Below are 26102 nucleotides of genomic sequence, written 5' to 3'. Positions count from 1 at the left end.
TTATTCTTCTGTCTTTTCCTTATTGTCATCAAATTTACGGGGTCTGCTTTTGAAATCATCGCGTCCTTCACGTCTGTCACCAAAGTTACGGTGCTCTCCTCTTCTGGAATCACCGCGTCCCTCCCGTTTGTCATCAAAATAGCGTCTTTCTCTGCGCTCTCCTCCTTTGAATTCTCCGCGTCCCTCCCGTCTGTCGTCAAAACCACGGCGCTCTCTGCGTTCTCCTCCTTTGTATTCTCCGCGTCCTTCACGTCTGTCATCGAAACTACGGCGTTCTCTACGTTCTCCATATTCTACTCTCTCCGTGTTGCGTCGCGGACGGGTTTCCTCCCGGTTGGGTTTGAATTCCTGGTCTGCATTCTCGCTGCGGAACTCTTTGTATTTACCGTCGAACAACTGATATTTGCGGAACTCACATTCCAATGCACCGTTGAACAGAGGTATTTTTATAGAAGGCTTCAAGCCGATCTGGTCAAAACATTCTTCACGATAACTTAGTATCCATGCGTCATTGCCGGTGAAAGAGTGTTTCAGGCGTTCACCTATCATTTGGTACAGGCCCAGCAGGTCGTTGGTCGAGATACGTTCGCCGTAAGGAGGATTGGTGATGATGAGGCTTTTTTCTTTGGGTTGCTCAAATTGCTGGAACGGCTGGATCTTCAAGATGATCTCCTTGCTCAGTCCGGCTGCTTTCACATTGTGAGTGGCGATTTCATTTGCCTTCGGATTATTGTCATATCCAAAAATCCGATGTGTGAACTCACGCTCCTGTGAGTCGTCGTTATAGATGCGGTCAAACAGCTCCTGGTCGAAATCGTTCCATTTTTCAAAAGCGAACTCCTTGCGGAATACGCCGGGAGCGATGTTGCGTGCTATCAGGGCGGCTTCGATAGGAATTGTTCCCGAACCGCACATCGGGTCTATCAAGTCACACTCGCCTTTCCACCCGGTCATCAGGATCATACCGGCTGCCAGTACCTCATTCAAAGGAGCTTCTACGGCTTCCTGGCGATATCCCCGGCGGTGAAGTGACTCACCCGAGCTGTCTAGTGACAGGGTACATTTATCCTCGGCTATATGGATGTTCAGTGCCACATCCGGATGGTTGATGCGTACAGAGGGGCGGTCTCCCGTCTTTTCACGGAAATAGTCCACAATGGCATCTTTCACCTTGTAGGCCACGAACTTGGAGTGACGGAATTCGTTCGAGAAAACCACAGCGTCTATGGCAAAACTTTTATCTTTATCCAAAAAGTCTTCCCATGCGATGGCTTTAATCGCTTCGTAAACTTCGTCGGCATTCTTCGCCTCAAAATGTTTGATGGGTTTTAGGATGCGGATGGCGGTGCGTAGGCAGAAATTTGCCTTATACATCATCTCTTTATCGCCTGTAAAGGCTACCATGCGTCTTCCTATTTCTATGTTGCTGGCTCCCAGCTCGGTGAGTTCTTTTGCCAGCACTTCTTCCAGTCCCTGGAAAGTCTTGGCGATTAGCTCGAATTCTTCCTTCATCTTATAATGATAATTACGTAATTTCAATTGATGGGACAAATTTAGTGATTTTCCGTTTGCTAATCAATTATTTAGGGGATTAATCTGTCTGATACAGTGAAAAAGAGGATGAAACCGGGACTTTCAGCTTCTTCGTGGGCTTCTTTTATCTACCCGGGTGGTCCGGAATCTTATCTCAAAAGGCATGATGGAGGCGAAAAATACGAATGGCAATTGTTCTATCTGGGTTGCAGCCTCTATTATGACAGCAATACTTCGGTCGGTTTTTACCGGAACTTTAAAGAGGAACACAAATGCACAACATAAAAAGGCGTTTGTCAAGAGGGAGGTAATATGGCATGGAACTTGGTACAAAGTGCAATGAAACTTGGGGCAGGATGCGATGGAACTTGATGCAAGATTAAATGGAACTTGATGCAAGATTTAATGGAGCTGGGTGCGGAGTCGTTAAAATACGCCTTTATGTTTTTAAGATAGATCTTCATCTTTTAAAAATAGATCTTCATCTTTTAAAAATAGATCTTCATCTTTTAAAAATAGATCTTCATCTTTTTTAAAAACAACTATACGTTTTTTAAACACGCCAGCATGTTTCGTGAACAGACCTAGCCTGTTCAGTGAACAAACCTAGCTTGTTCATCGCATTCCCCCGCTAAGTCAACATCCCCCTTTCTCCCGTCACCCTTTCATTTTATGTAATACCCACAGACAATCTGCCGGTTAAAACTGAAACCACTTCCCCTCACTTCCGTTTCAGCCGTATGTTTGTCTCCTTTCACAACCTAAATCAGGAATACGCACTGTGTACACATGAAGAGTGTGTGAAAGGAGGCTGAAAGGACAGTGGCAGGGCAATGACAGGAGTCCTTTCATAACCGGAACACCCATGGACAGGGCGTTTCAACGGTAGATGAAAGGAGAAAAGGAGCAGCCGGTTTTTATCGCTGAGGCGTTTAAAATGAAGATACTTCCAGCATCCCTACATGTGAATGAACAGATAATCATCCCTGGATTGGAAATTATGGGTATCGGAGTCATGGACATTAACTACCTGTGACAAGTGAATTAATTTACTTTTGGGGAGCTGCAAGAATACCTGTTTTATGAAAAGTCGGCCATCATACCACTTTCTGTCCGTTCTGTAACGTCAGCATCTCCTTAGGCACACAGGCTTTGATTTTTTCTATCAGCATATTGAGCAGTGTGTGGCGGATGAAGTCGGTGCGTGTCACCAGGTAGATTCTCCGTGTGGGGCGTGGCATGGCAAACGGACGTACCAGCCTTTTTTGCTCGTCATTGAGTTGCAAGACGGCCAGTTCGGGAATGAATGTAATGCCTTTGCCGCTCTCTACCATGCGCATGAAAGTTTCCATGCTTCCCAGCCGGTATGCGATCTGGCAGGATTTGGCAGCTTCCAGTTGGCAGAAACGCATCAGTTGGTCGCGGAAACAATGCCCTTCGTCCAATAGCCACAACTGTTCACCGTTGACTTCGCTGGAACGGATCATTTCTTTTTTGAAGAGTGCGTTGTGCTTTGAAACGTATCCTAAGAAAGATTCATAATAAAGAGGGATGGAATGGAAATGGTCTCCTTCTGCTGCTCCGGCAATGAGGACAGCTTCCAGAACGCCTCCTTTCAGTGCTTCCAGGCATTCCTGCGTTTTCATTTCCGTAACTCTGATGTCCAGGGAAGGGTATTCTTCCATCAGTTCGGGAAAGAAACGGGGCAGCAGGTAGGGGGCGATTGTAGGCAGGACTCCTATGCGGAATACACCCTCCACCGAACGTGTTTCCTCCTTTACTATTTCTTTTATCTGATTGGTCTGCCGTAAGGCTATTCTGGCTTGTTCTATCACTTTCCGTCCTGTCAGTGTGGGTTGGACGGGCTGGGTGGTACGATCGAACAATTTGGTGTTTAGCTCATCCTCAAGCTTTTGTATCATGGCGCTCAAGGTGGGCTGTGTTACATTACAGTATTCGGCAGCTTTGGCAAAGTGCCTTAACTCATCCACGGCAAGGATATATTCCAGTTGTTGCAGGTTCATAATTTTCAGCTTAATAGATTTTGTCTATACAAAGATAGAAATTATCAGTTTGACACGCATTACTTTCTCCATTATCTTTGCATCAGAGAAAAAAATAAAAGTAATCAATTTAAAAATAGAACATTATGAGAACATTAAATTATATCAAACTGGATTCAGCTGCAGCTGCAAAGGTAGTGGAGTCATTGCAACAATTATTGGCAGACTACCAAGTATTTTATGCTAATCTCCGTGGGTTCCACTGGAATATTAAAGGGCACGGTTTCTTTGTGTTGCACAGCAAATTCGAGGATTTGTATAACAATGCAGCCGGGAAAGTGGACGAACTGGCAGAACGTATCCTGATGCTGGGAGGCGTTCCGAAGAACAAGTACAGTGATTATCTGAAAGTGTCGAATATAAAAGAGGTAGAGGGGATTACAAGCGGTGACGAAGCATTGAACAACATTCTGGAGACTTACAGTCATTTCATTGTGGAAGAGCGTAAACTTCTGGCCGTCGCTTCACAGGCTGGTGACGAGGCTACTGTAGCTGTAATGAGTGACTATCTGAAAGAACAGGAGAAAATGGTGTGGATGTTGTGTGCATACGCTTCAAAGTAATCATTGATTTGCTTTAGTTTAGGAGCAGGGGATACCGGGATGCCGGTATCCCTTTGCTGTTTTTATTCGTCTTTGGTTTTCCGCTGTACGATACGTGCTCCTGCAGGTACATTCTCTGTCACCCAGATATTACCTCCTACGGTAGCTCCTTTGCCGATGGTGACACGTCCCAGAATGGTAGCGTTGGAATATACAATGACATCATCTTCCAGAATAGGGTGACGTGGAATGCCTTTAATGGGATTTCCATTGTCGTCTAGCGGAAAGCTCTTGGCTCCTAATGTCACTCCTTGATAGAGTTTCACATTATTTCCGATGATGCTGGTTGCTCCGATGACCACACCTGTGCCGTGGTCGATCGTGAAATGATGTCCTATCTGTGCCCCCGGATGGATGTCGATGCCGGTTTCCGAATGTGCCATTTCTGTAATGAAACGGGGAATTAAGGGCACTCCCAGCATTAGCAGTTCGTGTGCGATGCGGTAATTGCTGATAGCGCGGATAGCGGGGTAACAACTGATGATTTCGCCAAAGCATGTGGCAGCGGGATCACCGTAATATGCGGCTTCCACATCGGTGGCCAGAATGCGGCGGAGTTCGGGCAGTTTATTGATGAAACGAGCTGCCAGTAAGGTGGCTGTTTCTCTGCATGGTTCATTGTCACCGGTTGCATTTTTATTATTTTCCTGTCCGAAACAGAGTCCTGCCAGGATTTGTTCAGTCAGCAGGCCGAACAGGTTTTCTACATTTACCCCGATATGGTAGTTGATGGTGTGGCTGTTGACGGTGGAATTTCCGAAGTATCCCGGGAAGAGAATGGCGCGTGCCAGTTCTACGATCTTGTATAGAGACTTGGCAGAGGGTAAGGGATCTCCATCTTTGTGTTGGTGGAATAATCCTTTATAGGACTGGCTGTCAGATAATTCATCTACTGCCTGCGTTAATATGCTCGTGTAATTGAATGTAGTCATGAACAGAATGTTTTAGAAGGACAAAAGTAAGTAAATTCTATATTATTGCCAATAAATAGAATGAATATTGACTTTAATCCTTTATTTTTGCAGAAAAAAGAGCATATTTATGGTAAATAAGAAGAATCCATTTGCCTTTAAGGCGAAACAGGAAATGAAAAAGAAGACGGGTGGTAAACGGGTAGGCAAATCCAAGCCGGATAAAGCGAATAACCAATTGAATAGAAGGGTGAAGTAAATGAAACTGTAATTGGGTTGCAGGGGCAGGCTTTATCCGCCCCTGCAACAGGATATGAATCTTTATTTTTCGATCAAAGCGAAATCAAGTTGTTTTTTCTCCAGATTGGCGCGGGCTACTTTAATCGTAACCGGATCTCCCAAACTGAATTTCTTGTGATGCCGGCGGCCTGTCAGACAATAGTTCTTTTCATCGAAATCATAATAATCGTCACCAAGGTCACGCATGGGAATCATACCTTCACACTTGTTCTCATTCAGTTCTACATAAAGTCCCCATTCGGTAACTCCGGAAATGACACCATCGAACTCCATGCCCAGACGTTCGCTCATAAACTCTACTTGTTTGTATTTTACAGACGCACGTTCTGCGTTGGCAGCGATTTGCTCCATCTCAGAACTATGGTCGCACAGTTCTTCGTATTTCGTTTCCTGTGCCGTACGTCCTCCTGCCAGATAGCGGGTGAGCAGACGGTGCACCATCATATCCGGGAAACGGCGGATAGGTGAGGTGAAGTGGGTATAATAGTCGAACGCCAGACCGTAGTGACCGATATTATGAGTGGAATAACGGGCTTTTTGCATGGCACGCAAGGATACGGTTTCTACCAAATTCTGTTCTTTCTTGTTCTTTATGTCGTCCAGTAAACGATTGATGGATTTGGATACCTCGGTTTTGGTACCCGAGGTACGTATCTTATATCCGAAGCGATTGATAAACCAGTTCAGGTTCTCCAGTTTATCGGGGTCCGGAAGGTCGTGGATACGATAAGGGAATACTTTGGCTTTTTTGTTTTTAGGTACTTTACCGATCTTTTCGGCCACCGTACGGTTGGCCAATAACATAAACTCTTCAATCAGTTTATTCGCTTCTTTGGATTCTTTGAAGTAAACGCTGAGCGGTTTGCCGGTTTCGTCTATCTCAAATTTCACTTCTACGCGGTCAAAGTCAATAGCGCCGGCGGCCAATCTTTGTTTACGCAGGATTTGTGCCAGCTTGTTCAACTCCAGTATTTCTTCTTTGTAGTCGCCCTCACCCGTTTCAATCACTTTTTGCGCCTCTTCATAGGTGAAACGGCGGTCGCTCTTTATAACGGTGTGCACGATGCGCGAGTCTTTTACCTCTCCCTTTTCGTTCATGTCGAAAATGACGGAGAATGCCAGTTTTTCTTCGTCAGGGCGGAGGGAACAGATGAAGTTGCACAGCCGTTCGGGCAGCATCGGGATGGTGCGATCTACCAGATAAACAGAAGTAGCGCGTTTTTCGGCTTCTTTGTCGATGACACTTCCTTCTTTTACATAGTGAGTAACGTCGGCAATGTGCACGCCTACTTCCCATAATCCCGGTTTGATGAGGCGGATAGAAAGTGCGTCATCAAAGTCCTTGGCATCTTTTGGGTCAATGGTGAAAGTTGTGACATTGCGGAAATCTTCACGTTCCGCATAGTCCGCTTCGTTAATCTCTGCCGGAATTTTTTCGGCGGCGGTCTCTACATTCTTGGGATATACGTAAGGTAAGCCGAATTCAGCCAGAATGGCATGCATCTCGGTCGTGTTTTCTCCTGCTTTTCCCAAAATATCAATCACTTGTCCGATCGGATTCTTTGCTTCTTCGGGCCATTCTACAATTTTCACAACCGCTTTGTCTCCGTTCTTTCCGCCTTTCAGCTTGTCTTTCGGGATAAAAATATCGTTTGCCAGGGTGCGGTTCTCGGTCAGCAGGAAGGCATAGAATTTTTCCACTTTCAGTGTACCGACAAAGGTATCGTTGGCACGTTCCAGGATTTCTATCACTTCACCTTCCGGATTCCGGTTCTTGCGTTTGGCAAATAAGGCGATTTTTACTTTGTCATTATTCATGGCATGTGCCGAATTACGTTCGGCTATGAAAATTGTTTCTCCACCATCATCGGGGATGAAGGAGTTCTTGCCGTTGCTTTTACGCTGAAAGACTCCGGTCATAATCAGACCGTGATCGTTCAGTTTGTAGTGTCCTTTTTCCACTTCCTGCAGAAAATCATCCTCAATCATTTCAGCAATGATGTCGGCACAAAGCATTTTAAGCGGATGTGTCGTGAGGTTCAGACTGTTTGATAATTGTTTCAGGCTGAATGTTTCGTTTGGTTTTGTGTGGAATAAGCTGATCAGTCGTTCAGACATTTCGCTTTTTTTCATACGTTTCCCTGCTTTTTTTTCTTTCTTTTTAGCCATAAGGGGATATATTAATGTATTATGTGCTACAAAGTAAACAAAATAATTGGAATAGCGGTTCAATAGATACATTAAATTTGGTTGAATCTAAATGAAACATGCTATCTTTGTCCGTTCTAAAACAATTGTTATGACTGAATTTGATAAGAAAATCAGGGAAAAAGAAATTTATAAAGTTACACTAGTGGGGAGTTTTGTTAATTTCTTGCTGGTTATTTTTAAATTTCTTGCCGGAATAGCGGGGCATAGCGCCGCCATGTTGGCGGATGCTGTTCATTCTCTTTCTGACTTCATTACGGACGTAGTGGTGATTCTTTTCGTGCGCATATCCAATAAACCTGTAGATAAAAGCCATGATTATGGTCATGGGAAATATGAGACATTGGCTACTGCTTTGATTGGTATGGCGTTACTGGGGGTCGGGTTTGGAATATTGTGGAATGGAGCAACAGAAATATTGGCTTTTCTGCGAGGCGGGGAGCTTCGTCAGCCGGGCATGTTGGCATTGATTGCTGCCATTATTTCTATTTTGTTGAAGGAGATACTTTATCAATATACGGTCAGAGTAGGAAAAAGATGCCACTCGCAGGCTGTTGTGGCGAATGCATGGCATCATAGAAGCGATGCATTGTCATCCGTCGGAACGGCTGCCGGCATTGGCGGAGCGATTTTGCTTGGCCCTCATTGGGCGGTACTTGATCCTATTGCCGCTGTGATAGTCAGTTTCTTTATTATGCGGGTTTCCATTCAGCTGCTGATTCCTTGTCTGGATGAATTGTTGGAAAAGTCTTTGCCGGACAGTGTGGAACGTGAGATAGAGCGGATTGTGTTATCTTTTGACGGAGTCAGCGAGCCGCATCATTTGCGCACGCGACGTATCGGAAACAATTATGCTATAGAGATTCATATACGCATGGACGGGAACATTTCTCTGCATAAAGCGCACGAGACAGCAACCGGCATTGAACATAGATTGAAAGAAAAGTTTGGAGAGGATACTCATGTGGGTATTCATGTGGAACCGGTGAAATAAAATACGAAGAATGAATAACGAAGAATTTGCACAAAAGAACACTTGTCAATTAAAGAAAGTGCTGGTAACCGGAGCAAGCGGATTTATTGGCAGTTTCCTGGTGGAGGGAGGACTGGAAAGAGGCATGCAGGTATGGGCTGGTGTACGTAAAAGCAGCAGTCGTACCTATTTGAAAGATCCTCGCATTCAATTTGCCGAATTGGATTTTGCCCATCCCGGAAGGTTGATGGAGCAATTGGCTGTTCATAAACAATCGCATGAGGGATGGGATTACATCATTCATTGTGCCGGTGTCACTAAATGTCTTCATAAAGACGAATTCGACAAAGGTAATTATGTCTATACCCGTAATTTTGTAGAAGCTTTGAGAACCTTGGATATGGTTCCCCGGCAATTTGTCTATATCAGTTCGCTTAGTATTTTCGGCCCTGTCCATGAAGATAATTATGCGCCCATCAGTGAGCGTGATACGGCAATGCCCAATACGGCATACGGGGTCAGTAAGCTGAAGTCGGAACATTACTTGCAGTCATTGGATGATTTTCCGGCAGTGATTTTCCGTCCTACGGGTGTCTATGGGCCTCGCGAACGCGATTATTTCCTGATGGCGAAGTCCATCAAGCAGCATATAGACTTTGCTCCCGGGTTTAAAAGGCAGGATCTTACCTTTATTTACGTGAAAGATTTGGTGCAGGCTGTTTATTTGGCGATAGAACATGGAGTGAGGCAGCGCGCCTATTTTGTGAGTGACGGAAATGTCTATTCCAGCCGTGCTTTCTCTGATTTGATACAAAAAGAACTTGGTAATCCGTGGGTTATACACATTAAATGCCCGTTATTTATTTTAAAAGTTGTATCTTTGCTCGCTGAATTTTCAGCGCGTTGCCTGGGAAAGGTAAGTACGCTGAATGCTGACAAATATAAAATAATGAAACAACGTAATTGGCAATGCGATATTTCACCCTTGGTGGAAGAACTGGGATATCGTCCGGAGTACCCTTTAGACAGGGGAGTAAAGGAAATCATTGCATGGTATAAGAAAGAAGGATGGCTTTAAATTTATTCAAACGGGTAGACAGTGTGAAAGGATTGTTTGCCGTAGAGAGCATTAGTCTGATATATAATGCCCTCACGACCATAATGGTTTTAATATTATTTCCTCGTATGGACCACCCTGTAATGATGCTTTCGGAGCGTGCGGGCATTGTGGTCATTACGTTTGCATTGATATACCTGTATCACAAGTATCCGTGTAAACTGACGGCGTTTATACGGATGGCTGTGCAAATGGCATTTTTGGCGTATTGGTATCCCGATACCTTTGAGTTTAACCGCCTTTTCCCCAATCTGGATAATTTCTTCGCTTCGGCGGAGCAGTTTTTGTTCCGTTGCCAGCCTTCGGTGGAATTTAGTGAGCATTTTCCTTCCGTATGGTTCAGTGAGCCGTTCAATATGGGGTATTTTGCTTATTACCCGATGATCGGAATAGTGACTATCTATTATTTTCTGTTCCGTTTTGAGTGGTTCGAGAAAGCGTCGTTTGTGCTGGTCACTTCGTTTTTCATCTATTACCTTATATATATATTGGTTCCGGTTGCCGGTCCGCAATTTTATTTTCCGGCTATCGGGATGGACAATGTGATGGCGCAGCATTTCCCGGCTATCGGTGATTATTTTAATAACAATGACATCCTGTTGCCCGGTCCCGGTTTTGATCACGGTTTCTTCTTTAATCTGGTGGAGGCCTCACAGGAAGTGGGTGAACGGCCCACGGCTGCTTTCCCCAGCTCACATGTCGGTATATCTACCATTGTGATGATTATGGCCTATCGTGTGAATAAGAAACTGTGTTATTTCCTGGCACCGTTCTATGTACTTCTGTGTTGTGCTACAGTCTATATCCAGGCTCATTATTTGATTGATGTTATTGCCGGCTGGATTTCGGCGGTATGTATTTATATTTTGGCTACTTATATGTATAAGCGTTGGTTTGCATCGGTAGTCTTCCAACTTGTGCTGAAATAGTCTTGAAAAGCATATAAAAACGTACAGGGTGTCCATTTACGGACACCCTGCCTTTTTCTATAGTGCTGATTGTCAATGGTAAATTCCCTTGGCATGAATATTGCTTTTAAAATAGTGGGCAAACACTGCAACGTTTGGCCTGTAAATAACGTCTAATAAATAAAAACAGAAGCAATATGAGAAATTTAGTATCAACTTTAATGGCGGTAACCCTCATGTTAGTGTCGGTGACAGCATGTGCGGAGAGAATAATTCCTAGTAAGAACTATGTTACCAGGAAAGTGAATGTGGGTAGTTTTAATGCTATTTCCACCAGTTCTTCGGTGGATGTAATCTATACTCAAAGCTCCGGTGGACAACATGTGGAAATATATGCTCCGGACAATCTGGTGGATTATATTGATGTACGTGTGGAGGGCGGAGTACTTAAGGTCGGTTTTAAATCGCCGGGAAACAATTTTTCAATAAACGGGAAACATAAAAAGGAAGTAAGAGTTTCTGCTCCGGCTGTGAACAGTCTGAAAGCTTCCAGTTCCGGTGACATTATTATAAAGAACGGACTGAAAACAAACGGAAAGGTTACGGTCAAGGCCAGCAGCAGTGGTGATGTGACAGGCGGTGCTGTTTCTTGCGATGATTTCGTGGCTACCGCTAATAGTTCGGGTGATGTGGTTTTGGAAAAGGTGTCTTGTACGAATTTCTCTGCTGATGCCAGTAGTTCCGGTGATGTATCGATCAAGAATCTGAACGCTGCCAATGTATCTGCTGATGCCAGTTCCTCCGGAGATGTTGTTTTGGTTGGCAGTTGTGAGAACGCTTCTTATAGAGCCAGTAGCAGCGGGGATGTAAAGGCAAAAGGGATGAAGGCGGTAAATGTGTCTGCCAGTGCCAGTTCCTCTGGTGATGTGGAGTGTTATGTGACCGGCTCGCTGACAGCGAAAGCATCCAGTAGTGGTGAGGTGGCTTATAAAGGCAATCCTAAAGACATTAATTTCTCTCCCAAAAGGGGGCTGCGTAAAATAAATGAATAATGTGCTGATTTGTCGATGTGCCAATTGCCATGCGTAACACAGCGCAGCCAATCGGCACATTGACAAATTATTCAGTCATCCCGTAATTCCCTTTTATGTAGTCCAGAATGCTGAAGAGTTCTTTTACTGTTTCGGCACGGAGCATGGCGATACGTGTTTCTTTGAAGTTGGGGATACCTTTAAATAAGGGGGAAGCAGCCAGATGACGGCGTACATGAAGAATGCCACGACGTTCGTCGAGCAGATTCACACTGTCCAGTACTTCCTGGCGGAGCACATTCAGCCGCCAGTTGAAAGAAAGGGCAGGGAGTTCCTCACCGGTTTCCATATAATGTTTTACTTCCTTGAATATCCAGGGACGTCCGAAGCTGGCCCGGCCAATCATGATAGCATCCACTCCATACAGATCAAAACATTCCTTGGCACGTTGCGGTGTAGTTATATCTCCGTTTCCAATGACGGGGATATGCATACGGGGATTCTTTTTTACTTCCCCTATTAAACTCCAATCCGCTTCACCGGTGTACATTTGTGCGCGGGTACGTCCGTGAACGGTCAGTGCTTCAATGCCGCAGTCTTGTAATTGTTCGGCCAGATCTACTATGATTTTGTGATCATTGTCCCAGCCCAGACGTGTCTTTACGCTAACGGGAATTTTTACTGCATCCACAACAGCACGGGTAATCTCCAGCATCAGCGGGATATTTTGCAGCATACCTGCGCCGGCCCCTTTGCCTGCCACACGCTTTACAGGACAGCCAAAATTAATATCTAAGATATCTGGATGTGCTTCTTCCACTATTTTAGCGGCTTCCACCATTGTTTCCACGTCTCTGCCATAAATCTGGATCGCTACAGGACGTTCTTCATCATTGATATTCAGTTTCTGCATGGTTTTGCCTACCGAGCGTATCAACGCATCAGCCGAAACAAATTCGGTATATACCATGTCCGCACCAAATTTTTTGCACATCAGGCGGAAAGCAGGATCGGTCACGTCCTCCATCGGAGCCAGTAAAATGGGGTGTTTACCCAAGTCTATATTTCTAATCTTCATAATTCTATGTTTATCTTTTTGTCACAGAAAGAGCAGATTCATCCGGGCGTTAATCTATAATCTGTGTGAATCTGTGTAATCTGTGGTGAAATCTAGCTGCAAAAATACGGAAAAAAGCCTACCTTTGCACACACATTAATCAAAAGAATAATGAAAGCTTCTATAAAAGACTTTGAAATAATGGCTCCTGTGGGCTCACGTGAGTCGCTGGCGGCGGCCATACAGGCAGGCGCGGATTCTATTTACTTTGGAATTGAGAGTTTGAATATGCGCGCACGTTCTGCCAGTACATTTACCGTCAATGACTTACGCGAGATAGCTCAGATCTGTGATGAACATGGCATCAAGAGCTATCTTACGATCAATACCATTATTTATGATGAAGATATTGCCTTGATGCGTACCATTGTGGATGCGGCCAAAGAGGCAGGCATCAGTGCCGTGATTGCTGCGGATGTGGCGGTAATGGCTTATTGTTGCGAGGTGGGGCAGGAGGTACACCTTTCCACCCAGTTGAATATCAGCAATGCTGAAGCGTTGAAATTTTATGCTCGCTTTGCTGATGTGGTGGTGTTGGCACGTGAATTGAATTTGAAGCAGGTGCGGGTGATTTATGATACGATCCAGAAAGAACAAATTAAAGGTCCGGACGGAAAGTTGGTCCGTATCGAGATGTTCTGCCACGGAGCGCTTTGTATGGCAGTGTCGGGCAAGTGCTACCTCAGCTTGCATGAGATGAATGCTTCCGCCAACCGGGGGGCTTGCATGCAGATATGCCGTCGTGCATACGATGTGAAAGACAGAGAGAGTGACATCGAGCTGGAAGTGGACAATAAATACATCATGTCTCCTAAAGACTTGAAAACGATCCATTTTATGGATGAGATGATAGAGGCAGGCGTGCGTGTCTTCAAAATTGAGGGGCGCGCCCGGGGGCCCGAGTATGTACGTACCGTGGTGGAATGTTACAAAGAGGCCATCCACTCTTATCTGGAGGGTACCTTTACCGAGGAGAAGAAGCAGGTTTGGGATGAACGGCTGAAGACTGTGTTCAATCGCGGATTCTGGAATGGATATTATTTGGGACAGCGCTTGGGCGAATGGAGCAAGAACTATGGTTCGGAGGCTACTGAGCGCAAAGTGTATGTGGGCAGGGGAATCAAGTATTTCTCCAATATCGGTGTGGCCGAGTTCCTGGTGGAAGCCGCTGAGATGAAAGCAGGGGATAAACTTCTGATCACAGGCCCTACTACAGGAGCGGTGTTCCTGACATTGGATGAGGCGCGTGTGGATCTGAAACCGGTGGATGCGGTAAGGAAAGGCCAGCATGTGTCCTTTAAAGTTCCCGAAAAGGTACGTCCCAGTGACAAGCTCTATAAATTGGTCTCTCCGGAAGACTTGAAGAAGAAATAGAACGGATTTCGTTTAAAATTCATATCTTTGCAACTCAATAACAAATAAGTACGTACATATTATGAATATAGAAGAAAAACTCACCGCGTCCATTATCAGCGCTATCCAAACGTTGTACGGACAGGATGTACCCGGGAAGATGGTACAACTGCAAAAGACAAAGAAAGAGTTTGAAGGACACCTTACATTGGTTGTTTTCCCCTTTCTGAAAATGTCTAAGAAAGGCCCTGAACAAACCGCACAAGAAATTGGCGGATACTTGAAAGAACATGCTCCCGAACTGGTCTCGGCTTACAATGCAGTGAAGGGGTTTCTTAATCTGACCATTGCCTCGGATTGTTGGATTGAACTTTTGAATTCCATTCAGGCTGCTTCTGAATACGGCATTGAAAAGGCAACGGAGAACTCTCCGTTGGTGATGATTGAGTATTCTTCTCCCAATACAAACAAACCGCTCCATCTGGGCCATGTCCGTAACAATCTGCTGGGGAATGCCTTGGCTAATGTCATGGCGGCAAATGGCAATAAGGTGGTCAAGACAAATATTGTAAACGACCGGGGTATCCATATCTGTAAGTCCATGCTGGCCTGGTTGAAATATGGTAACGGTGAGACACCTGAGTCATCAGGCAAAAAGGGAGACCATTTGATCGGTGACTATTATGTAGCTTTCGACAAGCATTACAAGGCTGAAGTAAAGGAACTGACGGCTCAGTATCAGGCCGAAGGCTTGAATGAAGAAGAGGCTAAAGCGAAGGCGGAGGCAAACTCTCCTCTGATGCTGGAAGCTCGTGAGATGCTTCGTAAGTGGGAGGCGAATGATCCCGAAATCCGTGCTTTGTGGAAGAAGATGAATGACTGGGTATATGCCGGATTCGATGAAACCTATAAGATGATGGGGGTTAGTTTCGATAAGATTTATTATGAGTCGAATACGTATCTGGAAGGTAAGGAGAAAGTGATGGAAGGACTGGAAAAAGGTTTCTTCTACCGGAAAGAGGACAACTCTGTATGGGCTGACCTGACTGCCGAAGGATTAGACCATAAACTGCTGCTTCGTGGTGACGGCACTTCTGTCTATATGACTCAGGATATCGGCACAGCCAAGTTACGTTTCCAGGATTACCCTATCAACAAGATGATTTATGTAGTGGGTAACGAACAGAACTATCATTTTCAGGTGCTTTCTATCTTGCTGGACAAATTGGGCTTTGAATGGGGAAAAGGACTGGTTCATTTCTCATACGGCATGGTGGAACTGCCCGAGGGCAAGATGAAAAGCCGTGAAGGTACAGTAGTGGATGCCGATGACTTGATGGAGGCAATGATTGAAACTGCTAAGGAAACTTCCGCCGAATTAGGTAAATTGGACGGCCTGACCCAGGAAGAAGCTGATAATATTGCCCGCATTGTTGGTCTGGGCGCTTTGAAGTATTTTATCCTGAAAGTGGACGCACGTAAGAACATGACTTTCAATCCGAAAGAATCGATAGACTTCAATGGCAATACGGGACCTTTCATTCAGTATACGTATGCCCGTATCCAGTCTGTATTGCGCAAGGCGGCCGAAGCAGGTATCGTCATTCCTGAAATAATACCCGCAGGATTGGAACTGAGCGCGAAGGAAGAAGGTCTGATTCAGATGCTGGCCGATTTTAAATCGGTTGTCAAGCAGGCGGGTTCGGACTATAATCCTTCCATTATAGCGAACTATACATACGATTTGGTGAAGGAATACAACCAGTTCTATCATGACTTCAGCATTCTGCGTGAAGAAAATGAAGCGTTGAAAATCTTCCGTCTGGCGCTGAGTGCCAATGTGGGCAAGATTGTGAAGACAGCGATGGGCTTGCTGGGCATCGAAGTGCCTGAACGTATGTAAATGGCAAAGAAACAGAAATATTATGTAGTATGGAAAGGTGTCAATCCGGGAGTTTATGACTCCTGGACTGACTGCCAGCTACAGATAAAAGGGTACGATGGCGCACAATACAAGGCATTCGGAACTAAAGAGGAGGCAGAACACGCCTTGGCTTCTTCCGCTTTCCATTATATAGGAAAGAATGCTGTTAAAAAAGACGATACTCCTAAACAACTACCCGAGAACTTTGATCTGAACTGTCTGGCTGTGGATGCCGCTTGCAGTGGAAATCCCGGACCTATGGAATATCGGGGCGTTTATTTGCTTACCGGACAGGAAGTCTTTCATTTCGGTCCTGTCTATGGCACGAATAATATCGGAGAGTTTCTTGCCATTGTCCATGCTCTGGCATTGATGAAGCAGAAGAATATCAATATGCCTGTCTACTCGGACAGCCGTAATGCGCTGAGTTGGGTGAAACAGAAGAAATGCAAAACCAAACTGGAACGGACTCCTAAGACGGAGAAACTTTTTCAAATGATAGAACGGGCCGAGAGCTGGCTGAAAGAAAATAAATATACCATACCTTTATTGAAATGGGAAACCGACCGATGGGGGGAGGTACCGGCTGATTTCGGACGGAAATAAGAAAGAAATTGAAGATATGAAAAAGAGGATTGCTTATATCAGCCTGTACTTTTTTACAGTCTTACTGATATTTATTCTACAGAAACCATTGTTCATGCTCTATAATGGTTCCATTGAAAAAGGGTTCGGGCTGGCCGACTATATGCAGGTGATGGTGCATGGAGCCAGTCTTGATGCCGCTACAGCGGGATATCTCACAGCACTTCCGTTCCTGTTGGTACTGGTCAGCATCTGGTTGAAGAAATTTCCTTTGAAGAAGATTCTTTGGGGGTATTATATATTGGTTGCCACTTTGGTCTCTATTATTTTTGTGGTAGATATGGCGTTATATACTTTCTGGGGATTCAAGCTGGATGCATCTGTTTTTCTTTATGTCGATTCGCCGAAAGAAGCTTTGGCAAGTGTTTCAACCGGTTTTATAGCGTTGAGGGTTCTGATTATCTTATTACTGATAGTCCTTTATGCCTGCTTGCTTTTGAAAATTACGCCTTCTGTCCTGGAGGCTGCCCGGAGACGATGGGCGGGAACGGCTGTTATGCTGTTGATAGGAGGTGTGCTTTTCATCATGATACGTGGTGGTGTCACGGAATCTACGTCCAATATAGGGCAAGTGTATTTCAGTAATGAACCGTTCTTGAACCATTCGGCGGTCAATCCCGATTTCAGCTTGTTGTCCTCTATGGGCAAATCTCAGGATTTTGCTGCGGAGTTCAACTTTTTTGAGGAAGAGAAGCGGGCTGAATTATTTGACGGACTTTATCCGGCAACAGATGGAGACAGTATTGTCCAAGTACTGAATACCCGTCGTCCTAATATTCTGATTATTTTAATGGAAAGCTATGGTGCGCGTTTCATTGGTCCGCTGGGTGGCATTCCTGAGGTCGCTCCTCATTTCAACCGCTTGTCTGAAGAAGGTGTCTTCTTCACCAATTGTTATGCTAATAGTTTCCGTACAGACCGGGGGACAGTCTGTACTTTCAGCGGTTATCTTGGATTGCCTACGGCGTCGGTCATGAAGATTCCCGCCAAGAGCCGTACGCTTCCTTCCATTGCGGAAGAGCTGGTAAAATCCGGTTATAAAACAGATTTCCTGTATGGAGGTGATATCAACTTTACCAATATGAAGAGCTATTTGCTGAGCAAAGGATACCAGCACCTGACTGCCGACAAGGATTTCTCTCTGGCGGAACAGACCAGTAACGCATGGGGGGTAAATGATGACATTACTTTTGAATACCTTTATAATCAGTTGAAAGACCGGAAAGAAGCTCCGTGGCATACCGCCTTTCTGACTTTAAGCAGTCACGAGCCTTTTGAGGTTCCCTACCATCGTTTGGACGAGAAGATACCCAACGCCTTTGCCTTTACAGACGATTGCTTGGGGAAATTTATAGACAAGTTGAAGCAGACTCCGGTTTGGGAGAACCTGCTGGTCGTTTGTCTGCCCGATCATGGCTTCTATTATCCGCGTGTAGGATTGAACACGGCTCCTGAGTTTTATCATATTCCGATGCTCTGGCTGGGAGGAGCGGTGAAGCAACCCATGAAAATAGACAAGATAATGAACCAGACCGATCTGGCAGCCACTTTGCTGGGGCAGTTGGGCATGGATCATTCTTCCTTTACTTTCAGCCGCAATGTGCTGGGCAGTGATTACACGTATCCTTTTGCTTTTTATAGTTTCAATAATGGTTTCTCTTTCCGCGACAGCACCGGCGTAACGGTATTTGATAATAATTCGGAAAGTATCTTGTTGGAAGAGCCCGCCGGCAGCGAGCAGCGTATAAATAAGGGGAAGGCTATTTTGCAGAGTGTGTATGATGACTTGGGAAGACGATAGGAATAAGGCCTGAAACGAAAATAATCAGCTAAAAGCATTCATATACACAAAAAATGTGCTTACTTTGCATTTTAATAAAAAGCAATCTCAATGGAACAAGAACTGATATTTCTGGATAGGAACGAATTTAATTACTCACCTTCGGAAGAAGTAATACAAGCACTAAAAGATTTTGACATAAAGAAACTTTGTTTTTACACTCGGATTTATGATGAAGGAAAGAAAAGTATATTTTCTGTCTTTCTTTCTGAATTGTATGGAGTTGATGAGTCACAGGTATTATTAGGCTATGGTGGGGAAGATATCCTGAAACAGTCTGTTCATTATTTCCTGACTCAGGCGGACGGCAACAAGACCATGCTGATTCCTAAGTTCTCGTGGTGGTATTACAAGTCCATCGCCGATGAAGTGGAGGGGCGTACGCTGCAATATCCATTGTACGAGGCTGGAAATACCTTCAAGTATGATATAGCCGCTATTAAAGAAATGGTGGAGAATGAGCGCCCGAAGATTCTTTTGCTGGCTTCTCCCAATAATCCTACCGGCAACGGACTGACACCGGAGGAACTGGACGAGCTGTTGTCCTTTGTTCCCAAGGAAACCATTGTACTCATAGATGAGGCATACGCTTCTTTTGTAACCGAAGACAATTCGTATATCAGTAAATTAGTGAATAAGTATGATAATCTGATTATCTCCCGTACTCTTTCCAAATTTTATGGCCTGCCGGGACTGCGTATGGGATTCGGGTTTATCAGTAAAGGGCTTGAGAAATTCATTCGTTACAGCAACAAATATCTGGGATATAACCGTTTGTCGGAAGATATCGCCATTGCCGCATTGAAATCGGATGCGCATTATCGTGAAGTGGCACGTATGATGAATGAAAGCCGGAAGATGTATGAAGAAGAAATCGGTGCGTTGCCCGGATTTAAAGTCTATGATTCTGTCGCTAATTTTATATTGATAAAATATCCTATTGAGTTGAAGCCGGCTCTGCAGGCTGCTTTTGCTGAAGAAAACTATAAGGTGAAGTTTATGAACGAACCCGATATCAATACACATCTGCGTATTACGCTGGGCCGTCCCGAACAGAACCGTATTGTAGCCGACACCATCAAACGAATCGCCAGACAATGAAAGCCATTATTTTAGCCGCAGGGATTGCTTCCCGCCTTCGCCCGTTGACCGATACAATGCCTAAATGCCTCTTGCAAATAGGACAGAGATGTTTGTTGCAACGTGCTTTTGACGGACTGATTGCCAATGGAATCAGTGAGTTTGTTGTAGTGACAGGCTATCGTCATGAACAGATAGAGGATTTTCTGGGTGCGCATTATCCCGATCAGAACATTCATTTTATATATAATGAGGTGTTCGCTTCAACCAATAACATTTATTCGTTGTGGCTCACCCGTTCCGAGGCGGAAGGGCAGGACATCCTTTTGTTGGACAGTGACATCTTATTCGATCCGCGGATTGTATCCCGTGTACTGGCATCAGAAAAGCCGGATGTGCTGGCTTTGAACAATCATCCTCTCAGCGAGGAGGAAATAAAGGTGATAGTGGACGAGAAAGGAAATGTAAAAGAAATCAGCAAAGTTTGTTCTATCGAACACGCTATAGGTGAGTCTATTGGTATAGAGAAAATGTCATCAGTCTATACAGCTGCCCTTTTTAAAGAACTGGAGCAGATGATAGAGAAGGAAGGCTTGGACAATATCTTTTATGAACGTGCTTTTGAGCGCCTGATTCCGCAAGGGCATACTTTCGGAGTCATTGATACCACAGACTTGTATTCTGTAGAACTGGATACAGTAGAGGATTTCAGGCAGGCGCAGCAATTAATTCCTTCATCTTTATTTTGATCCTATGGCAACATACGATATACGTCCTTTGCAGCTGAGAATCCTCGATATTCTGATGGCTGTCGATAAAGTCTGCAAGGAGCACAACCTTCGTTATTACATTATAGCCGGCACGCTGCTGGGAGCCGTCCGTCATAAAGGTTTTATTCCTTGGGACGATGATTTGGATATCGGTATGCCCCGTGCGGATTATGACCTCTTGATGGCTCATGCCGCCGAGTGGCTTCCCGCTCCGTTCGAAGCTGTCTGTTTTGAGAATGATACGACCTATCCGTTGCCTTTTGCTAAAATCCAGGATGGAAGTACTACTTTGATTGAGCGTATGCATCTGAAATATTTGGGCGGCATCTATCTGGATGTTTTTCCTTTAGACGGTATGCCGGATAGTAAATTGGCCCAGCGTCTTCACTTCATGAAATATTTCTTTTATAAGAAGATACTTTATTTCATTTACCGTGATCCCTACCGGCATGGAAAGGGCATGTCCTCATGGATACCTTTGTTGTGCCGGAAGTTCTTTACATTGAAAGGAGTGCAGGAAACGATGCGCCGTATGATGAAGAGTTATGATTTTGACCGGTGCGACTGGGTGGTGGATCATGACGACGGCTTCAAGGGGGTGATGCCCAAACACATTCTGGGAACTCCGGCTCCCATCTTGTTCGAGGGAAAGGAAGTATGGGGTGTGGAGCATCCGCATCTTTATTTAAAACAGAAATACGGCGAATATATGGTTGTGCCGCCCCATTCGGGACAGCGTCAGCATAATTTCCATTATCTTAATCTGGATAAACCCTATAGAGAATATGAAAAATAGACTGTTTGTCTTTTTAGTCCTGATTTGTGTCGTCATTCTTCTTCCTTTTTTGGGGCTGACAGATTTTCACACTAAAGGAGAGCCTCGTGAAGCTGTAGTAGCTTATTCAATGTTGGAGACCGGTAACTGGATTCTGCCCGTAAACAATGGAGGGGATATTGCTTATAAGCCACCCTTCTTTCATTGGTGCATCGCGGCGGTTTCATCTGTTGCAGGTGAAGTGACCGAATATACATCCCGTATGCCGTCCGCTTTGTCGCTGATAGCTATGGTGTTGGCGGGCTTTCTGTTTTATGCCAAGCGTAAAGGTGCTTCTCTTGCTTTCCTGATGTCTGTCATTACCTTATCCAATTTCGAAGTGCATCGCGCGGGTATGAACTGCCGTGTCGATATGATGCTGACCGCTTTTATTGTGCTGGCGCTTTATCAGCTTTATAAATGGTGTGAGAAGGGGCAGCGGGGATTCCCGTGGGTGGCTACGCTGTTCATGGGGTGTGCTGCTTTGACCAAAGGCCCTGTCGGTATCATTCTGCCTTGTCTGGTTACAGGAGTCTATCTGTTGGTTCGTGGAATGAAGTTCTATAAAGCATTTTTTTCCATGCTTCTGGTTGCCGTTGTCTCATGTATCTTGCCGGCTGCCTGGTATCTTGCAGCCTATCAGCAGGGAGGAGACAATTTCATAGCCTTGGTGATGGAGGAGAACTTCGGGCGTTTTATGGGTAAAATGACTTATGAGTCGCACGAGAATCCTGCCTATTATAATGTATTGACCGTATTGGCGGGATATGCACCTTACACCTTGTTGGTGTTGCTTTCTTTGTTCAGCTTGAAATACAGAAAGGTTTCCGGAAGACCGCGTGAGTGGTGGAACCGGTTCACGACCTATATACGTGAGATGGATGATACCCGGTTGTTCTCATTGTTGAGTATTGTTTTAATCTTTGTGTTCTATTGCATCCCAAAGAGCAAACGAAGTGTCTATCTGCTGCCTATCTATCCGTTTATCGCTTATTTTGTGGCAGAATATGTGGTGTATCTGGTCAGGATCAGTTCAAAAGCCATTAAAATATATAGTGGTTTCCTGTCCGTAGCCGGTATTTTGTTGCTTCTTACTTTTATAGCGGTGAAATGCGGATGGGTGCCCGACAGCATTTTCCAGGGAAGGCACGCCGCCCAGAATATTTTGTACATGGATGCATTGAAAGATATGCCTGTCACTTTTATTAGTTTTCTGCTTATCCTGTTGCCATTGTGCATTGCCATATTCTATTTCACCCGCATTAACAGAACCAGGCATTATGACTCTGCCATTTATTGTGCCATTGCTATGACATTTGCCTTGTTCATGTCTTTGGATGGAGTTTATCAGCCCGCTGTTCTTAATGTGAAGTCCGACAAAGGGCTGGCCGAAGAGGTCCGCAAGATAGTTCCTGAGGGGAAAATATACTCTTATGTCAGTGTGGATATGCTTCGTTTCTATGTGGTTAACTTTTATAATAATGACCGTGTGGCTTTGTTTGAACGGGATATGCCTCAAGAAGGGTATCTGTTGGTCGGAGCCAATGATTTTAATGGATTTAAACCCCGGTACGAAAACGAATATACTTTCAATGAAGTGTATAGAAGCAAAAAGCGGGGATGTGATATTCGCGATATTATTTATTTGTATCATTTTGTCAAGAAGTAAACCTGTTAAAGGTTTACTTCTTTTTCTATGAAATAACGCGGGCGGTGTTTCACCTCTTTATAAATCTTACCCACATATTCGCCGATGACTCCGATGGCGGTCAGAATAGCCCCACCGATAAACCATACAGAGATCAATAACGAAGTCCATCCCGGGAATACCTGTCCGCTGGCGAAAGCCGATAAAGCATAAATAATGGCGATGACGGATGCCAGCATAAAGACCAGTCCGGCAGTGGTTATCAATCGTAGCGGTTTGACGGAAAATGAGGTGATGCCATCCAATGCGAAATTCAGCATTTTGGTGAGTGGATATTTGGACTCTCCTGCAAACCGTTCTTTGCGGTCATAATAAACCGAAGCCGACGGATAACCTAAGGTGGGGACTATTCCCCGCAGGAAAAGATTACGCTCCGGATAAGAAACCAATGCCTGTAAAGTCCGTCTGCTCATCAGCCGGAAATCGGCATGGTTATAGACAATGTCTCCCCCCATCGTTCTCATCAGTTTATAAAACAGCTGTGCAGTATGTCTTTTAAAGAAGGTGTCTGTTTTCCGTTCCTTCCTTACGCCATATACAATGTCTATACCTTTGTTGCAATCATCCACCATTTCAGGAATCACGTTTATGTCATCCTGTAAATCTGCGTCAATGGATACGGCGGCATCGTATCTGCTATCCGCCGCCCACTCCAGACCGGCCCACAACGCTTGCTGGTGGCCCACGTTATGGGCCAGTTTTAATCCCATGACGCAAGGGTTGGCACCGGCCAGTTGTTCTATCAGAGGCCAGGTCGCATCTTTACTTCCGTCATCCACATATAATATTCTTCCGTCTTCTATTCTCCCCTCATTTTCCATCAGGGCAAGGAGGCCGGATAGTTGCCGGGTTGTTTCCTTCAGTACTTCTTCCTCATTATAGCAAGGAACAACAATGACAAGTTTAATGGTATTCATAGCTTTTTATGTTTAAATACAAATCGGACTAACAGAAAGTTGATAGGAATTGCGATGGCAAATACCGGGACAGGCGCCCATGTCTTTGTGATTCCCATAAACAAGAATAAATTGAGTAAGGCCAGATGCAGCAGATAATTGACTGAATGCGCTCCTCCCATTCCCATTAGCTTTCTCCAGGAAGGTTTTGTCCCGAAAGTAAAATAGGAAGTCAGATAGAAATTGGCGATGAAGCTTAACGCATATCCTGTGGTATAGGCTATGTTGACATTGATATGAGGCTGCAATAAATAGTAGATACCATAGTGCGTTGCTGTCGCCACTACTCCCACTATGCCGAAACGAACCGCTTCTTTTAACGTTTGTCTGCTTTCCATTATCGTGCCAGATAGTTATAACGAATCATCATATCAGATATAGTATGGGCTTTTTCGGCATGTTCTTTTTCTTTTGCCGGAATGTGCCGTATATCACCTTCCACATTCATTTGGGGGCCGATGGCGAATGGTGCTTTATCCGGGTCCAGAATACTTTGTCCGATGCCTTTCCATGGGTAACCGTCCAGCTTCATCAGGTTCAGTAGGGTAGTGTACATATCCACTTGCCCCATTACTTTTTCATACCTCATTCCGATTGGTGAGTTGACAATGATCAGTGGAGTAAAAGGTTTGTCCGAAACAATATCTTTGCCTCCGTCGGAATGGCAGAGGGGAATGCGGTCTGCGGCCAGCCCTTCATGGTCTCCGGTTATAACAATGAGAGTGCGGCTGTAATCGGAGCGTGTTTTCAGATAGTCAATGAATTGTTTGATGGCGTGGTCGGTGTAATTGGCCATGCACATATAGTCTTTCATCCGTTGCGGGTAGTCTCCTTTAAAAGTAATGCGTCTGGACTCTTCGGGCAGGATAAACGGATTGTGGCCGGAGTAAGTCACACACTGGAAGTAAGCCGGTTCGTTCTCCTTCCATATTTCTCCTTTTTTTAGTTTCTCCACACATTGACGGAAGAAAGATTCGTCTCCCAGTTTTTTACGTGAGCCGACCTTCTCGTCCAGTATCCAGCAGGGTTTGGTGAGCAAGGTGTCTATACCGAAAGCTTTGGCAACCGCCCCCTGGTTCCATACTATTTGTTTGTCAACAGTCAGCAGATATCCGCGTGCTCCATATTTCTCTTTCATCGCTTGGGTCAGTGTGAAGAAAGTGTTAGTGGGATACTTCATGCTATAGGAGCCGCTTTTGATCGGTAGCATTCCTGCATTCAGCAACAATTGGCAATCTATGGAACGCCCGCCCGCTACTTGTGTCAGTACTTTGGGCGCGAATAAGGTGGTCGGTTCTTTCAGCAAAGAGTTGAGACAGGGAGTGATTTCATGTCCTTCCACATTTCGTTCCAACACCCAGCTTTCCAATGACTCGCACAGGATGACCACTAAGTTGGTCTGGGCGGGGATGCTGTCCGGCAAAGGCTTGTAGGCCGGTTGTTCCGCTTGCCATGTACGGATGGTTTCTTCTATTTGCGGAGTATAGATGTCTTTTGCTTGCAGGGCGTTATAATACAAGTGTCCGAACAGAGTGTACATCGGTACGCCGCATGTATGGTAATTGGCGTTTTGTAAGGAATCGTATGCAGCCTTATAGCCGCCTTTGATGGTGTTCAGCCCTACGGAAAGTAATAATACAAAACCTGTCGTTGCCAGATAATGCCACTTTATGGTAGGTTTCGGCTTGTTCTTTTCTGTGATATACAGGTAAAGGCATGCCAAGGTTGATAATGGAAAAAGGAGGTCGGTCCAGCGCAGGGAGTCATAGACGCTGGCCGTGAAGTCGGACAGATTTCCCGCCAGCCCGTAGCTGTCCAACGGGATGGCTGAATAGTAGGTGCGGCTGTACATCAGGTTGGCTGTCAATAATCCGTCTAACAGGAACATGACAACGCATTGTAACCATCCTTTCCGGAAGCAGGCGTAGGGCACTAGTAAAACCAAAGTGGCCAATGCGGCGTTCAGATAAAGTTCGGGGAAGGAAAAGGAGGTGAATGTGGTTTGCATACACCAGATGATATTGAATAAAATAAATTTAAAGAATAGTCCTCCTCCGAATACGATTGTCGGTCGTGTCCAAAGTTTTTTTGGAAATAGAGAATTAACAAGAGATTTCATTTAGTTTTTAATTTTGTAATTATCAGCAAAGATATATATTCTAAACGCACAAACCTTATTTTAGGCAGGGTACTTTTCTTTTTAGCTTATTCTTTGTATGGGAGAGGGGAAATATTTACCTTTGCCTTAG

23 protein-coding genes are annotated in these 26102 nt (G+C 44.8%); 15 read left to right on the top strand and 8 right to left on the bottom strand.

From position 1 onward, the window contains the following. Entirely contained in the window at positions 1-1512 is a 1512-nt protein-coding gene (locus ACYQ0C_RS20600) for a THUMP domain-containing class I SAM-dependent RNA methyltransferase (RefSeq protein ID WP_025018414.1), read from the bottom strand. A gap of 108 nt (positions 1513-1620) precedes the next feature. On the opposite strand from ACYQ0C_RS20600, the gene ACYQ0C_RS20595 reads away from it, so the two are divergent. After that, positions 1621-1818 (top strand): hypothetical protein, encoded by a 198-nt coding sequence (locus ACYQ0C_RS20595; RefSeq protein WP_016274710.1) that lies wholly within the window; start codon positions 1621-1623, stop codon positions 1816-1818. A gap of 812 nt (positions 1819-2630) precedes the next feature. On the opposite strand, the gene ACYQ0C_RS20590 is transcribed toward ACYQ0C_RS20595, so the two are convergent. After that, entirely contained in the window at positions 2631-3557 is a 927-nt protein-coding gene (locus ACYQ0C_RS20590; RefSeq protein ID WP_016274709.1) for a hydrogen peroxide-inducible genes activator, read from the bottom strand. A 125-nt stretch (positions 3558-3682) separates the two neighbouring features. Here ACYQ0C_RS20590 and ACYQ0C_RS20585 point away from each other — a divergent pair, with 125 nt between their 5' ends. Beyond that, positions 3683-4159, top strand: a complete 477-nt coding sequence (locus ACYQ0C_RS20585; RefSeq protein WP_016274708.1) for a Dps family protein — start codon at positions 3683-3685, stop codon at positions 4157-4159. 62 nt (positions 4160-4221) lie between these two features. Here the strand turns inward: ACYQ0C_RS20585 and ACYQ0C_RS20580 are convergent, their stop codons facing one another. Continuing rightward, entirely contained in the window at positions 4222-5130 is a 909-nt protein-coding gene (locus tag ACYQ0C_RS20580; RefSeq protein WP_016274707.1) for a serine O-acetyltransferase, read from the bottom strand. A 109-nt stretch (positions 5131-5239) separates the two neighbouring features. On the opposite strand from ACYQ0C_RS20580, the gene ACYQ0C_RS20575 reads away from it, so the two are divergent. After that, positions 5240-5368, top strand: coding sequence for a hypothetical protein (locus ACYQ0C_RS20575; protein WP_016274706.1), 129 nt, complete (start codon positions 5240-5242; stop codon positions 5366-5368). A gap of 62 nt (positions 5369-5430) precedes the next feature. Here the strand turns inward: ACYQ0C_RS20575 and rnr are convergent, their stop codons facing one another. Then, positions 5431-7578, bottom strand: a complete 2148-nt coding sequence (gene rnr / locus ACYQ0C_RS20570) for a ribonuclease R (protein WP_016274705.1) — start codon at positions 7576-7578, stop codon at positions 5431-5433. A 130-nt stretch (positions 7579-7708) separates the two neighbouring features. Here rnr and ACYQ0C_RS20565 point away from each other — a divergent pair, with 130 nt between their 5' ends. The 4 genes from ACYQ0C_RS20565 (at position 7709) to ACYQ0C_RS20550 (ending at position 11667) form a co-directional block, all read left to right on the top strand. After that, positions 7709-8611 carry a cation diffusion facilitator family transporter gene (locus ACYQ0C_RS20565; protein WP_025018403.1) on the top strand — a complete coding sequence of 301 codons (903 nt, stop codon included), beginning with the start codon at positions 7709-7711 and terminating at the stop codon, positions 8609-8611. A gap of 10 nt (positions 8612-8621) precedes the next feature. Further along, positions 8622-9668 carry an NAD-dependent epimerase/dehydratase family protein gene (locus ACYQ0C_RS20560; RefSeq protein WP_016274703.1) on the top strand — a complete coding sequence of 349 codons (1047 nt, stop codon included), beginning with the start codon at positions 8622-8624 and terminating at the stop codon, positions 9666-9668. Further along, complete coding sequence (locus ACYQ0C_RS20555) at positions 9659-10636, top strand: phosphatase PAP2 family protein (RefSeq protein ID WP_016274702.1); 978 nt, start codon at positions 9659-9661, stop codon at positions 10634-10636. The genes ACYQ0C_RS20560 and ACYQ0C_RS20555 overlap by 10 nt, the downstream gene beginning before the upstream one ends. Before the next feature lie 176 nt (positions 10637-10812). After that, a complete protein-coding gene (locus ACYQ0C_RS20550; RefSeq protein ID WP_016274701.1) occupies positions 10813-11667 on the top strand; it encodes a head GIN domain-containing protein in 855 nt (284 codons plus the stop codon). A gap of 67 nt (positions 11668-11734) precedes the next feature. Here the strand turns inward: ACYQ0C_RS20550 and dusB are convergent, their stop codons facing one another. Continuing rightward, positions 11735-12724, bottom strand: a complete 990-nt coding sequence (gene dusB, locus ACYQ0C_RS20545) for a tRNA dihydrouridine synthase DusB (protein WP_016274700.1) — start codon at positions 12722-12724, stop codon at positions 11735-11737. A 150-nt stretch (positions 12725-12874) separates the two neighbouring features. On the opposite strand from dusB, the gene ACYQ0C_RS20540 reads away from it, so the two are divergent. The 8 genes from ACYQ0C_RS20540 to ACYQ0C_RS20505 all read left to right on the top strand — a co-directional run bounded on the left by ACYQ0C_RS20540 (position 12875) and on the right by ACYQ0C_RS20505 (position 22858). Continuing rightward, positions 12875-14137, top strand: a complete 1263-nt coding sequence (locus tag ACYQ0C_RS20540) for a peptidase U32 family protein (protein ID WP_016274699.1) — start codon at positions 12875-12877, stop codon at positions 14135-14137. Positions 14138-14198: 61 nt separating this feature from the next. Next, complete coding sequence (gene argS, locus ACYQ0C_RS20535; protein ID WP_016274698.1) at positions 14199-16019, top strand: arginine--tRNA ligase; 1821 nt, start codon at positions 14199-14201, stop codon at positions 16017-16019. Continuing rightward, complete coding sequence (locus ACYQ0C_RS20530; protein WP_016274697.1) at positions 16020-16646, top strand: ribonuclease H1 domain-containing protein; 627 nt, start codon at positions 16020-16022, stop codon at positions 16644-16646. A 16-nt stretch (positions 16647-16662) separates the two neighbouring features. Then, a complete protein-coding gene (locus ACYQ0C_RS20525; protein WP_016274696.1) occupies positions 16663-18486 on the top strand; it encodes an LTA synthase family protein in 1824 nt (607 codons plus the stop codon). Between the two features lie 90 nt (positions 18487-18576). Further along, entirely contained in the window at positions 18577-19626 is a 1050-nt protein-coding gene (locus ACYQ0C_RS20520; RefSeq protein ID WP_016274695.1) for a pyridoxal phosphate-dependent aminotransferase, read from the top strand. After that, positions 19623-20354: a phosphocholine cytidylyltransferase family protein gene (locus ACYQ0C_RS20515; RefSeq protein ID WP_016274694.1), complete on the top strand. Its 732-nt coding sequence runs from the start codon at positions 19623-19625 to the stop codon at positions 20352-20354. Before ACYQ0C_RS20520 ends, ACYQ0C_RS20515 begins: the two co-directional genes overlap by 4 nt. Positions 20355-20358: 4 nt before the next feature. After that, positions 20359-21171, top strand: a complete 813-nt coding sequence (locus tag ACYQ0C_RS20510) for a LicD family protein (RefSeq protein ID WP_016274693.1) — start codon at positions 20359-20361, stop codon at positions 21169-21171. Further along, on the top strand, positions 21161-22858 hold the full coding sequence (locus ACYQ0C_RS20505) for an ArnT family glycosyltransferase (protein ID WP_016274692.1): 1698 nt from the start codon (positions 21161-21163) through the stop codon (positions 22856-22858). The genes ACYQ0C_RS20510 and ACYQ0C_RS20505 overlap by 11 nt, the downstream gene beginning before the upstream one ends. Before the next feature lie 5 nt (positions 22859-22863). Here the strand turns inward: ACYQ0C_RS20505 and ACYQ0C_RS20500 are convergent, their stop codons facing one another. Genes ACYQ0C_RS20500 through ACYQ0C_RS20490 form a run of 3 tightly spaced genes read right to left on the bottom strand, consistent with a single transcriptional unit; the run spans position 22864 to position 25972 of the window. After that, positions 22864-23814: a glycosyltransferase family 2 protein gene (locus tag ACYQ0C_RS20500; RefSeq protein ID WP_016274691.1), complete on the bottom strand. Its 951-nt coding sequence runs from the start codon at positions 23812-23814 to the stop codon at positions 22864-22866. Further along, a complete protein-coding gene (locus tag ACYQ0C_RS20495; RefSeq protein WP_016274690.1) occupies positions 23811-24191 on the bottom strand; it encodes a GtrA family protein in 381 nt (126 codons plus the stop codon). Before ACYQ0C_RS20495 ends, ACYQ0C_RS20500 begins: the two co-directional genes overlap by 4 nt. After that, the gene (locus tag ACYQ0C_RS20490; protein WP_016274689.1) at positions 24191-25972 is read right to left on the bottom strand and encodes an LTA synthase family protein; all 1782 of its coding nucleotides are present in this window, start codon (positions 25970-25972) and stop codon (positions 24191-24193) included. Before ACYQ0C_RS20490 ends, ACYQ0C_RS20495 begins: the two co-directional genes overlap by 1 nt. Positions 25973-26102: the final 130 nt, after the last annotated feature.

This window comes from Phocaeicola sartorii JCM 17136 = DSM 21941 (genome assembly GCF_054653615.1).
This window is presented reverse-complemented; position numbering and strand designations above follow the sequence as displayed.